This window comes from Myroides gitamensis, from assembly GCF_029894455.1.
GTDB lineage: Bacteria > Bacteroidota > Bacteroidia > Flavobacteriales > Flavobacteriaceae > Flavobacterium > Flavobacterium odoratum.
Genome location: NZ_JARYHN010000001.1, coordinates 3,902,846 through 3,915,954, shown reverse-complemented (window position 1 = coordinate 3,915,954; position 13,109 = coordinate 3,902,846). Strand labels below are relative to the sequence as shown.

Sequence of the window (13,109 nt, the reverse complement as noted above, 5' to 3'; positions counted from 1 at the left end):
TTAGAAAGTTGCCCTCCCTCTACTTATTAGTAGAGGGAGTACACATAAGCTTACGAGCTATTAGTACTACTTGACTATGACATTACTGCCTTTACATCTATAGCCTATCAACGTTGTCATCTTCAACGGCTCTTTAAAGAAATCTCATCTTGTGGTGGGTTTCGCACTTATATGCTTTCAGCGCTTATCCCTGCCCAACGTAGCTACTCTGCGATGCCCCTGGCGAGACAACAGATGCACTAGAGGTTGGTCCAATTCGGTCCTCTCGTACTAGAATCAGATCCACTCAAATTTCTAACGCCCACAGTAGATAGAGACCGAACTGTCTCACGACGTTCTGAACCCAGCTCGCGTGCCACTTTAATGGGCGAACAGCCCAACCCTTGGGACCTTCTCCAGCCCCAGGATGTGACGAGCCGACATCGAGGTGCCAAACCCCCCCGTCGATATGAGCTCTTGGGGGAGATCAGCCTGTTATCCCCGGCGTACCTTTTATCCTTTGAGCGATGGCCCTTCCATGCGGAACCACCGGATCACTATGCTCTACTTTCGTACCTGATCGACTTGTTAGTCTCCCAGTCAAGCTCCCTTATGCCATTGCACTCTACGCACGGTTACCAAGCGTGCTGAGGGAACCTTTAGAAGCCTCCGTTACTCTTTTGGAGGCGACCACCCCAGTCAAACTACCCACCAAGCAATGTCCTCTGCAGTGCAGAGTTAGATCTCAAATAAGCAAAGGGTGGTATTTCAACAATGACTAACCTACGCCTGGCGACGCAGGATCGAAGTCTCCCACCTATCCTACACATCACTTATCCAAGAACAATACTAAGCTATAGTAAAGGTGCACAGGGTCTTTTCGTCCCACTGCGGGTAATCGGCATCTTCACCGATACTACAATTTCACCGAGCTCATGGCTGAGACAGTGTCCAGATCGTTACACCATTCGTGCAGGTCGGAACTTACCCGACAAGGAATTTCGCTACCTTAGGACCGTTATAGTTACGGCCGCCGTTTACTGGGGCTTCAATTCAATGCTTCTCCGAAGATAACATCTCCTCTTAACCTTCCAGCACCGGGCAGGTGTCAGGCCCTATACTTCATCTTACGATTTTGCAGAGCCCTGTGTTTTTGATAAACAGTCGCCTGGACCTTTTCACTGCGGCCAGCTTGCGCTGGCGACCTTTCTCCCGAAGTTACAGGTCTATTTTGCCTAGTTCCTTAGCCATGAATCTCTCGAGCGCCTTAGGATACTCTCCTCGACTACCTGTGTCGGTTTACGGTACGGGTACTAATAATCTAAGTTTAGAAGCTTTTCTTGACAGCCCTTAGGCACACTATCTCGTTGTTCGAAAACGCTGAGTACTATCGCATTTCTCCATCCCCTACGCATTTTACTATAGGGAATATAGGTACGTGCTTCAACGAACTATTCCGTCAGTTCGCGGTGCTTTCATCACTGTGTCACTCCATCACAATTATTAGTAGTACGGGAATATTAACCCGTTGGCCATCGACGTCCCCCTTCGGGTCTGCCTTAGGTCCCGACTAACCCTAAGCTGATTAGCATAGCTCAGGAAACCTTAGTCTTACGGCGGGGGTGTTTCTCGCACCCCTTATCGTTACTTATGCCTACATTTTCTTTTCTATAAACTCCACCATATCTCACAATACGGCTTCTACGTCGATAGAATGCTCCCCTACCACTCACGTTTAAAACGTAAATCCATAGCTTCGGTAGTATACTTATGCCCGATTATTATCCATGCTCGATCGCTCGACTAGTGAGCTGTTACGCACTCTTTAAATGAATGGCTGCTTCCAAGCCAACATCCTAGCTGTCTGGGCAATCAAACCGCGTTTTTTCAACTTAGCATACATTTGGGGACCTTAGCTGATGGTCTGGGTTCTTTCCCTCTCGGACATGGACCTTAGCACCCATGCCCTCACTGATGATTATCATTAATTAGCATTCGGAGTTTGTCAGGAATTGGTAGGCGGTGAAGCCCCCGCATCCAATCAGTAGCTCTACCTCTAAGTAACTATGATCATCGCTGCACCTAAATGCATTTCGGGGAGTACGAGCTATTTCCGAGTTTGATTGGCCTTTCACCCCTACCCACAGGTCATCCGAAAACTTTTCAGCGTTAAACGGTTCGGTCCTCCATTTAGTGTTACCTAAACTTCAACCTGCCCATGGGTAGATCACACGGTTTCGCGTCTACCACTACTGACTAAAGCGCCCTATTAAGACTCGCTTTCGCTACGGATCCATGACTTAATCACTTATCCTTGCCAGCAACGGTAACTCGTAGGCTCATTATGCAAAAGGCACGCCGTCACCCCACAAAGGGGCTCCGACCGCTTGTAGGCGTATGGTTTCAGGATCTATTTCACTCCGTTATTCACGGTTCTTTTCACCTTTCCCTCACGGTACTGGTTCACTATCGGTCTCTCAGGAGTATTTAGCCTTAGCGGATGGTCCCGCCAGTTTCAATCAGGGTTTCACGTGCCCCGACCTACTCAGGATACCACTATCCTTATCTTCTCTTACTTATACGGGACTATCACCCTCTTCGGTTTACCTTTCCAGGTAATTCTAATTCAATCCGCAAGAAATATCGTGGTCCTACAACCCCAATATTGCCGTAACAACATTGGTTTGGGCTATTCCGCGTTCGCTCGCCACTACTAGCGGAATCACTTTTGTTTTCTTCTCCTCTGCCTACTTAGATGTTTCAGTTCAGCAGGTTCGCCTCCTATTCGGATACTATGTCTTCAACATAGTGGGTTGCCCCATTCGGATATCTACGGATCAAGTCGTGTGTGCCGATCCCCGTAGCTTTTCGCAGCTTATCACGTCCTTCTTCGCCTCTGAGAGCCTAGGCATTCCCCATACGCCCTTATTTTGCTTATGTGCTTACAATTCTTTCGAATCGTACTTTCTATAAATTTTTATTAAAATAATAATATTACTATTACTATCTAACTGTATTTGTCGTTACAATATGTCAATGATCGTTTTGAACTTGCGTTCTTGTGGAGAATATCGGAGTCGAACCGATGACCTCCTGCGTGCAAGGCAGGCGCTCTAGCCAGCTGAGCTAATCCCCCATTATAAGGTTACAGGTTAACAGTTTACAGTCAACAGTAACTTTCAACGGTTTAACTAACCTCTAGAATTTCCTTTGTAATACTTAGTAGTCCCGGGCAGACTCGAACTGCCGACCCCTACATTATCAGTGTAGTACTCTAACCAGCTGAGCTACGAGACTCTGTATATTACTTATTTTTTTTATTTGAACAAACAGCGAGAGTAAATAAACCAACCTCTTTTTTTCTCTAGAAAGGAGGTGTTCCAGCCGCACCTTCCGGTACGGCTACCTTGTTACGACTTAGCCCTAGTTACCAGTTTTACCCTAGGCAGCTCCTTGCGGCGACCGACTTCAGGTACCCCCAGCTTCCATGGCTTGACGGGCGGTGTGTACAAGGCCCGGGAACGTATTCACCGGATCATGGCTGATATCCGATTACTAGCGATTCCAGCTTCATGGAGTCGAGTTGCAGACTCCAATCCGAACTGAGACCAGTTTTTGAGATTCGCATCCAGTTGCCTGGTAGCTGCTTTCTGTACTGGCCATTGTAGCACGTGTGTAGCCCAAGACGTAAGGGCCGTGATGATTTGACGTCATCCCCACCTTCCTCACGGTTTGCACCGGCAGTCTTGTTAGAGTTCCCGGCATGACCCGCTGGCAACTAACAATAGGGGTTGCGCTCGTTATAGGACTTAACCTGACACCTCACGGCACGAGCTGACGACAACCATGCAGCACCTTGTAAATTGTCCGAAGAAAAGTCTATCTCTAAACCTGTCAATCTACATTTAAGCCTTGGTAAGGTTCCTCGCGTATCATCGAATTAAACCACATGCTCCACCGCTTGTGCGGGCCCCCGTCAATTCCTTTGAGTTTCATTCTTGCGAACGTACTCCCCAGGTGGGATACTTATCACTTTCGCTTAGCCACTCAGTCCGAAAACCGAACAGCTAGTATCCATCGTTTACGGCGTGGACTACCAGGGTATCTAATCCTGTTCGCTACCCACGCTTTCGTTCATCAGCGTCAATAAGTACGTAGTAATCTGCCTTCGCAATTGGTATTCCATGTAATATCTAAGCATTTCACCGCTACACTACATATTCTAATTACTTCCATACTATTCAAGTTTAGCAGTATCAACGGCAATTTTATAGTTAAGCTATAAGATTTCACCACTGACTTACTAAACCGCCTACGAACCCTTTAAACCCAATAATTCCGGATAACGCTCGGATCCTCCGTATTACCGCGGCTGCTGGCACGGAGTTAGCCGATCCTTATTCTTACGGTACCGTCAAATAATTACACGTAATTACATTTCTTCCCGTACAAAAGCAGTTTACAATCCATAGGACCGTCATCCTGCACGCGGCATGGCTGGTTCAGAGTTGCCTCCATTGACCAATATTCCTCACTGCTGCCTCCCGTAGGAGTCTGGTCCGTGTCTCAGTACCAGTGTGGGGGATCTCCCTCTCAGGACCCCTAATCATCGTCGCCTTGGTATGCCGTTACCACACCAACTAGCTAATGATACGCATGCCCATCTTTTACCGATAAATCTTTATTATATAAATGATGCCACTCATATAAACCATGGAGCATTAATCCGAATTTCTCCGGGCTATTCCCCTGTAAAAGGTAGGTTGCATACGCGTTACTCACCCATCCGCCGGTCTCTAGAAAGCAAGCTCTCTATACCCCTCGACTTGCATGTGTTAGGCCTGCCGCTAGCGTTCATCCTGAGCCAGGATCAAACTCTTCATCGTATATTTTTAATATTGTAAAAAGTTAGCTAGTTTATTCGTGATCCTAAAATCACCTTACTCTCTTTATTTTGTATGCTGTTGTCCAATATGTCTATGATCGTGTTTCAAACTCTCTTCTACTTAAATTTCGAAGCGAGTGCAAAAGTAAACAACTTTTTTGATTTGACAAAAAAAATTTAGATTTTTTTCTTTCCCTCTTTTCGTCATCCCTTGTTTACCAAAGCGAGTGCAAAAGTAAAAACTTTATTTGAATTAGCAAAACTTTTTTGAAAAATATTTTTTCATCCCTTTTCGCTAACCCCAGTATTTACTGAAGCGGACTGCAAAGATAAGACTCTTTATTTCGATTATCCAAATTTATTTTTAAAAATATTTTTTAGCTAATCTCAAGTCTTTTCTACTGCTTTTCTATGAACGTCTGCTTGTTTAATGCGGATGCAAAAGTAGCACCTTTTTCGCCACTTCCAAACTTTACGCAACCTTTTTTTAAAAGTATTTTCGATAATTGTCGCAACTCGCTATTATCATACACGTTACATCTAAAAGTTTTTTTTGACTTTTTCATGGTTTGGGATCGCGTGGAGCGATGATGTTGCTTTTTTGCGTTTTTGCAAGGGGCTTTTTTGGAAAATGCATCAAGCAAAAGAAAGTTTTCTTTTGAAAAAGGTGCTTCGAGCATAGGGGCACATGGCCATGTGCCCGTACGGGGGAAAGATATTTTTGTTTTTATTCTCTCCTTATATATAGATAAACGCTTTTTGCCTTTTCGTAAGGGGCATTTTTGCGGAATGAATCAGATAAAAGAAGAATATCTTTTGAAAAAAGTGTTTCGAGCATAGGGGCACATTGCCATGTGCCCGTACGGGGGAAAGATATTTTTTGTTTTTTGATGCTCTCCTTATATGTAGGTAAACGCTTTTTTGCCTTTTTGCAAGAGGCGCTTTTGCGGAATGCATCTGATAAAAGAAGATTTTCTTTTGAAAAAGGTGGTTCGAGCATGGGGGCACATGGCAATGTGCCCCTACGGGCGGGGAAAAGATATTTTTTATTTTGATGCTCTCCTTATATATAGGTAGGGGCACATTGCCATGTGCCCCTATAAAAAGATAATCAAGCAACTTCACAAAAAACAAAAAAGCAACAAAAAGCCTTCCTCCTCCCCTGTTCTTCTTAATCCTAATAATATATTTTTATCTTTGAGCTTCATATTTTTAAACTTTACTTATTATGTATGTAAAAAAAGCTATTGTAGGTACTTTAACTGGTATAACTTTATTTAGTATGTCGTGTAAGCAAAATCCAGATCAAGCTGATGCAAATCCAAATTGGGATGAAAGCAATGCTTTTTTTGCTGAGAGTACACTACCTTATCAAACAGCCGATTTTGAAAAAATCAAAAACAAAGACTTTAAGCCTGCTATTTTAGAAGGGATGCGTCGTCAAGTAGAAGCCATCGACAAGATTACTGCAAATACAGAAGCTCCTACTTTTGACAATACAATTACAGAATTAGAAAAGTCTAGTGCTTTATTGAAACGCGTGAGTTCTGTTTTTCATTTATTAGTAGGTGCACATACCAATGATGAGATTAAAGCTATCAACCAAGAATTATCTCCAAAGTTTGCCGCACATAACGATGGGATCTACCTGAATGATGCTCTTTTTCAAAGAGTAAAACAATTACATGATCAACAAGCTTCTTTGGGATTAACGAGTGAACAAGCACGTGTACTTGATGTATACTATCAAGAATTTGTTCGTTCTGGGGCTAACTTAAAACCGGAACAAAAAGAAACACTGAAAAAATTGAATCAGGAATTGGCTTCACTTACCACAAAATTTGGGGATCAATTATTAGCTGCTACTAAATCTGGAAGTGTTATATTCACGAAAGAGGAATTAGATGGGTTGAGTGAATCTGAACTAGAAGCATTCAAACAGGAAGATGGAACATACGCAATTCCTTTAAATAATACAACGCAACAACCAATTGCTGCTTCTTTACACAAAAAAGAGTCACGCAAAAAGTTATTTGATGCAGGTTGGAATCGCACAGAAAAAGGAGATGACAATGATACTAGAGAAACTTTAATTACGATTGCAAAGAAACGTGCAGAAAAAGCGGAATTATTAGGTTTCAAAAACTATGCGGAATGGAGCCTACAAGGAAGTATGGCGAACAAACCAGATCAAGCAAAAAAATTAATGGATCAATTAAGTCCTTATGCAGTTGGTTCAGCTACACAAGAAGCGAAAGAAATCCAAGACTTAATCAACAAAGAAGCTGATCCGTTTACTTTAACTGCAGCTGATTGGGATTATTATGCTGAAAAAATTAGAGAACAGAAATACGCGTTGAATCTAAATGAAGTAAAACCATACTTCGAGATGAATGCTGTATTGGAACAGGGTGTTTTCTATATGGCTGAAAAACTATACGGAATTACATTCCACGAACGCAAGGATATTCCTGTTTGGCAAGAAGATGTACGTGTTTTTGAAATTTTCAATGAAGATAAAAGTCCGATTGGATTATTTTACGTTGACTTTTATGCACGTGAATCAAAACGCGGAGGTGCATGGATGAGTAATATCGTAACGCAATCAAAATTATTAAACCAAGCTCCTGTTGTTTACAATGTTTGTAACTACCAGAAACCTGCTGCAGGTCAACCGACACTTTTATCTCCAGATGAAGTAATCACAATGTTCCATGAATTTGGACATGGACTTCATGGATTCTTATCAGATGTAACCTATCCAACTGTTGCTGGTACAAGTGTATCGCGTGATTTTGTTGAATTGCCATCACAGTTCCACGAGCATTTTGCTTTTTTACCTGAGGTATTAACCAACTATGCAAAGCACTATAAAACAGGAGAAGTAATTCCAGAGAGTTTAATTGCAAAAATGAAAGCAGCTCAAAACTTTAATATTGGGTATGGCTTAACTGAAATTTTAAGTGCTTCTTTATTAGATATGGAATGGCATACGATTTCTTCTACAGCTGATATTAAGGATGTAGCTACATTTGAACAAGAAGCTTTAGCAAAATACGGCATTAATCTAGCTACAGTACCCCCAAGATACCGCTCTTCATTCTTCAATCACGTATTTGGAGGAGGCTACGCAGCAGGGTACTATTCGTACACTTGGGCAGAAACACTAGACAATGATGCTTTCCAATGGTTGATGGACAACGGCGGAATGAACCGTAAAAATGGTCAAATCTTCAGAGATAAGATTTTATCAAAAGGAAATACAAAACCATCAGATGAAATGTATCGCGAGTTTAGAGGAAAAGATGCTACCATTGATGCTTATTTAAAAATGAAAGGGTTTGATCAAAAAACCACTTTTAAAAACAACAATAAATTAGATGCTAAAATCTAACAAAAAAAGTCAGAGCGATTTGCTCTGACTTTTTTTTATTTTGTAACTTCTTTGAAGCTATCAACCATTTTATTTATTTGCTCTTGATTCTTGTCTTTGTATTCTTTTAAAGTCCAAACCAATACTTGATAGTAATCTTCTTTTCCTTCAAAAGCAGCAAACTTATAATAAACATCTAATCCTCCAATTCGAGATGTAAAATCAGCTACTCTTGCAGGTAAGTTATGAATTGGACGATCTTGAAGTTTCAATTCACTTGGCTCAAGTTGTTCTAACGTAGAAGTCAAATATTCCAGTGTTGTACTTGAAAACTGAGTGAATATATCTTCTCCTTCTTGTGTTGTTCCCTTGAATAACTCATCAATCTCATTTTTATTTTCTCTAATGACAATCATGTAAAGTTCTTCTTGTACATTTTGCAATTGAAGCGTTGCATCTCCATTTAGTCCTCTAGTCTTTTGCATAGTGCTGGGAACTTCAACACTAAATTTATCATCATGTACAATTTCCGTATAAGCGGTTTTATTATTACATCCCACCAATACCGTAAGAAGAAGTACTAAGGTTCCAATTTTCTTGATCATATGCGTTTTGATTTAGTCCAACAAAAATACATACAAAATTAAGATTGTTCCAAATTTTGCATGACTTCTGCAAATAGTTGCATGCTGTACTTGCGCTTGTCATAATCATAGATTGGTGTTGTAATCATTAGTTCATCTACTTCTAGCACTTCACAGAAGCGGTTGAGTTCTGGTAGCATCTCTTCTTTCGTTCCAATAAAGGAACAAGCAGTCATATTGTAAACAGCGGCCTCCTCTTGTACATTCCATATTCCTTGCATAGATTCAATAGGCGGTTGTAATGGTTTTCTATCATTTCTGATAATTCCCAAAAACATGCGATAAAATGAAGTTGCTAATTTTTCAGCTTCATGTGCAGAGTCTGCTAAAATAGCATTGACACAAGGCATAAAGTACGGTTTATCTAATTGTGCTGAAGGTTTAAAATTATTTCTATAGATTTTACCAGCCATTTGAATTTGATCAGGAGCAAAGTGACTAGCAAAAGCATAAGGCAATCCCAATTCGGCAGCCAAATATGCGCTATCCGTACTCGATCCCAAGATCCAAAACGGAATATCCAATCCTTCTCCAGGAAAGGCTCTTACTTTTGCTTCAGCATTAGAGGCACTAAAAAACGTTTTTAATTCTTGAATTTGCTGCGGAAAGAAATTGGCACTCATCGTATCATTTCTTCTCAACGCCATTGCAGTGAGCTGATCCGTACCTGGCGCTCTTCCCAATCCTAAGTCAATTCTATTGGGATACAATGATTCCAAAGTACCAAATTGCTCTGCAATTACCAAAGGAGGGTGATTGGGTAACATAATCCCCCCCGATCCCACGCGTATTTTTTCTGTTCCTCCTGCGATATACCCAATTAAAACTGAAGTAGCAGAACTTGCGATATGCGGCATGTTGTGATGTTCAGCTACCCAAAAACGAGTATAATTTAGTTGCTCTGCATGTTGAGCGGTAACTAAGACATTGTTTAATGTTTCTTTCGTCGATTTTTCGGCGCCAATAACGGCTAAATCGAGGAAAGAATAGGCTATATTTTTATTCATAATACTTAATCTGGTGAATTAGTTTTTGTAAGCTATTAAAGTAATCAATAAAAAAAGAATACACTAATCCAATAGAAATAGTTTAACATATCTAAATTCCCAAGCTGCTGCTCCCTATAAAAAAAGCCCCTTCCTGATGAAGAGGCTTCGTATTTTTATCGAATTGTAATCGTACAATTAGAAAGATCATCTATAATAGCTAAGGATTCAACGCGAACACCTTTTTCTTCTAGTAGCATTCGTCCTTCTTGAAAAGCTTTTTCAATGATAAAGCCCATTCCAACTAAAGTAGCTCCAGATTGTTCGATCAAATCTAATACTCCTACAGCAGCATTTCCATACGCTAAGAAGTCATCTACAAAAAGTACATGATCATCAGGAGTTAGAAAGTCATTGCTAATCACTACATCATACGTTCTATCTTTTGTAAAAGAGTGGATTTGCGTGTGCAACATATGCTCCATCGTACTCGGTTTCTTTTTCTTTGCAAATACCACAGGAAGATTGAGCAAGTATCCTGTCATGATTGCAGGTGCAATTCCACTTGCTTCAATGGTCATGATTTTATTTACTTTAGTTCCTGCGAATCGACGGACAAACTCTACTCCAATAGACTTCATTAATACAGGGTCCATTTGGTGATTGATAAAGCTATCTACTTTTAAGATTCCTCCTTCAAAACATCTACCATCTTGAAGAATTCGTTGACGTAATAATTCCATTATTTTGTGTGTTGTCTATGAATAAATAAAGGAGATCAATTTGAATCTCCTTTTTAGGTAATATAATTACGCGAAGTTAAAATAATATAAACTCGTTTACAAAATTCGCAAACTCATTTTTAACAATAAACCTAACTTAAAACTTACTTCTTCCCTTTCAAAACAACAAAAGGTCGAATTACTTTATTACCTAGTTTATCTAATGTGTTTTCAATATACTGCCAACGTTCTACATGGCTATAACCTATATTGGTCATAATACGGATTAACCACTCTGTACGGTAAAAGTGAAAAACATCTTCTTTAGCAAATGGTTGTTGTTGCGCGAAATCTTCTCGTATATACGACAGCGCTATACTTCCTCCTGGTTTGAGTACGCGGTAAATTTCTGTAAAATACTTAACTGGGTCCTTCCAGAAATAAACTGTATTTACGGAAAAGCAATGATTAAAAAATTTATCTGGATAAGAAAGCGTGTTTAATTCTTCTGACAATTGCAATTCAATTTTTTCATGACTCAACGATTCCTTTACTTTTGTCGCCATTTCTAACATTAAGCTCGAAATTTCTACGCCATAATATTGAAGATCTTTAGCCGTTGAAAAAATGTAAGGCAGATGTTTGGCACTGCCAAATCCAATTTCTAAGACAATATCCTCTTGGTGCAGTTGCAACCGATCTACCGTTTTGTAAATCATGTTGCTATTTGATTTAAACATTACTTCTGCCAACTCTTCACCTGCCTGTCCTGAAGGGCATCGCAGTTGATTTGCTACCTCATTTAAATCTAAATTATTCATTCCTTTTAATTTTGTTCAAATATAGTTATTTAGAATGAGTCCACATAATATAAAAGCATATTATTTTTCAGTTATTCCACTAAAAAAGAAGGATTTGTAAACGAAAAACCCCGAAAGATCATTTCGGGGTTTTCCTAACAAAAATAAACTAACAACTCAATAAAGAACAAATACAAAAAGCTATTTGCCATTCGATTGAATTCAACATATAGAGTGCGACAACTAACCTCTATATACTCTTAACTATTTTTTATCTCAATAGAGCATATTCAAATTTTGGGTATCCACGATCTCCTTTTTCATTGAAGAAATCTAGCATTCTCATTTTATAATAATTCCCTTTTGCATCTTTGATGACATAAAAGACATTTTTATACAACACTTTTGCATTTGCTACTTCTCTCCATGTTCCACCAATTGTGGTAAAATCGTTAGATAATGCGCTTTCATCTACACTTTGCAGATTATAAGCTTTATAGAAATTCTTATCACCTGCTGGTATAGTTACTTTATACGCTTTTACACCACCATAACTATTCTGTACAATAAAGTCTGAGTATCCATATGATCCTTTTGGATCTCCAGCTTGGTCTACTTTATTTGTAAAGACCGTAAAGTTTAAATCCCATTTTGCTTTACTTGGTTCAACTTGTACGATACTATTTGTATTGAAACTATAGAAAGTAAAATTAAATCCAGGTGATTTTGGTATCATTACCTCTTTATGTGTACTATCATTGATATCTGCATACTGCAATAGATAACCCCCTTCGCGTTTTAGGATACGTACTTTTTTCCAACCGCGTTCTTTACCAGTCACTAAAACCGATCCTGGTTCAACCGCATCCATTCCTGGATCAAAGCCCATATTAACCAAATATACTTTGTTATTTGCATCAATATCAGAAATTGCGTGAATCGCCGTTTTAGAAGGATCACCCGATGGGTCGTCAATATATTCTAAATTCGCTGGATCAAAAGTTCCGATTTTCACTACATTTTTCATCTCGCGAATCGTATTGTCATCGCGTACATCATCGATTGTATTCACTCCTTTGATTGTACCCGCAGCCATATATACAGAACCATTCAGACGAACTCTAAATTCATTTCCACTATCAAAGGCTAAATCCCATGAATTGCGCTTCACTTCATACATTGCTTTTCCACCTAAATCGACATAAACCTGGTTTGGTTGTGTTGGACCACCCACATTCGGTGCCATAATACCACCCAATGAGGTGTCAAAACTAATCATCATGACATTATACCCTTGGATCTTTGGTGTCTTCTCGCTGTAATTTACTTTTTCGATATTAAACTGAATGGTCTTATCCATTCGATCATATGGAAAAATTAAATTTTCAAAAGTAAACGATGTACCTTTCATTCCTTTAGAAAAAGGAACGATTAATTTATGATTGGCTGCTGCTGGAATGGTAGCAAAATCTACCCCATATATAGCCTTACTAGGAATAATCTGAATTTCAATGGTTCCTTCTCCTTGTGCTATTTCAGAAAAAACTAACTCCACTTGACGTGTTGTTTCAATTTCTCTATAAGGGATAGAAGGATTATCAAAAGCTACAATGAAATCGCGAACATCGCTATTTCCATTATTAGAATCTTTCTCACATGAACTGAAAAAAACAAGTGCAACAATTGCAATAACAAGTTTTCCTAATTTATACTTCTTCAT

At 39.7% G+C, this 13,109-nt stretch carries 6 protein-coding genes, 2 tRNA genes and 2 rRNA genes; 1 reads left to right on the top strand and 9 read right to left on the bottom strand.

Annotated features, from left to right (window positions below):
- Positions 1–40: 40 nt before the first annotated feature.
- The 4 genes from M2306_RS17440 to M2306_RS17425 form a co-directional block, all read right to left on the bottom strand.
- Positions 41–2,919, bottom strand: a 23S ribosomal RNA gene (locus tag M2306_RS17440).
- Positions 2,920–3,041: 122 nt separating this feature from the next.
- Positions 3,042–3,115: transfer RNA gene (locus M2306_RS17435), tRNA-Ala, on the bottom strand.
- Positions 3,116–3,202: 87 nt separating this feature from the next.
- Positions 3,203–3,276: transfer RNA gene (locus M2306_RS17430), tRNA-Ile, on the bottom strand.
- A 71-nt stretch (positions 3,277–3,347) separates the two neighbouring features.
- Positions 3,348–4,865: ribosomal RNA gene (locus M2306_RS17425) — 16S ribosomal RNA — on the bottom strand.
- Together the 16S and 23S rRNA genes with 2 tRNA genes alongside form the textbook arrangement of a ribosomal RNA operon.
- 1,227 nt (positions 4,866–6,092) lie before the next feature.
- On the opposite strand from M2306_RS17425, the gene M2306_RS17420 reads away from it, so the two are divergent.
- Positions 6,093–8,258, top strand: coding sequence for a M3 family metallopeptidase (locus M2306_RS17420; RefSeq protein ID WP_259188742.1), 2,166 nt, complete (start codon positions 6,093–6,095; stop codon positions 8,256–8,258).
- Positions 8,259–8,293: 35 nt separating this feature from the next.
- On the opposite strand, the gene M2306_RS17415 is transcribed toward M2306_RS17420, so the two are convergent.
- The 5 genes from M2306_RS17415 to M2306_RS17395 all read right to left on the bottom strand — a co-directional run bounded on the left by M2306_RS17415 (position 8,294) and on the right by M2306_RS17395 (position 13,109).
- On the bottom strand, positions 8,294–8,842 hold the full coding sequence (locus M2306_RS17415) for a hypothetical protein (RefSeq protein ID WP_259188743.1): 549 nt from the start codon (positions 8,840–8,842) through the stop codon (positions 8,294–8,296).
- A 38-nt stretch (positions 8,843–8,880) separates the two neighbouring features.
- The gene (locus M2306_RS17410; protein WP_115091688.1) at positions 8,881–9,888 is read right to left on the bottom strand and encodes an LLM class flavin-dependent oxidoreductase; all 1,008 of its coding nucleotides are present in this window, start codon (positions 9,886–9,888) and stop codon (positions 8,881–8,883) included.
- Between the two features lie 155 nt (positions 9,889–10,043).
- Entirely contained in the window at positions 10,044–10,610 is a 567-nt protein-coding gene (gene xpt, locus M2306_RS17405) for a xanthine phosphoribosyltransferase (protein WP_259188747.1), read from the bottom strand.
- Positions 10,611–10,753: 143 nt separating this feature from the next.
- A complete protein-coding gene (locus tag M2306_RS17400) occupies positions 10,754–11,410 on the bottom strand; it encodes a class I SAM-dependent methyltransferase (RefSeq protein WP_259188750.1) in 657 nt (218 codons plus the stop codon).
- Between the two features lie 250 nt (positions 11,411–11,660).
- Entirely contained in the window at positions 11,661–13,109 is a 1,449-nt protein-coding gene (locus M2306_RS17395) for an HmuY family protein (protein WP_259188752.1), read from the bottom strand.

What these genes read in the sequence shown, in the direction of transcription:
- M2306_RS17420 (WP_259188742.1), top strand. Translation starts at nt 6,093, where the DNA reads ATGTATGTAAAAAAAGCTATTGTAGGTACTTTAACTGGTATAACTTTA.
- M2306_RS17415 (WP_259188743.1), bottom strand. Translation starts at nt 8,842, where the DNA reads ATGATCAAGAAAATTGGAACCTTAGTACTTCTTCTTACGGTATTGGTG.
- M2306_RS17410 (WP_115091688.1), bottom strand. Translation starts at nt 9,888, where the DNA reads ATGAATAAAAATATAGCCTATTCTTTCCTCGATTTAGCCGTTATTGGC.
- xpt (WP_259188747.1), bottom strand. Translation starts at nt 10,610, where the DNA reads ATGGAATTATTACGTCAACGAATTCTTCAAGATGGTAGATGTTTTGAA.
- M2306_RS17400 (WP_259188750.1), bottom strand. Translation starts at nt 11,410, where the DNA reads ATGAATAATTTAGATTTAAATGAGGTAGCAAATCAACTGCGATGCCCT.
- M2306_RS17395 (WP_259188752.1), bottom strand. Translation starts at nt 13,109, where the DNA reads ATGAAGAAGTATAAATTAGGAAAACTTGTTATTGCAATTGTTGCACTT.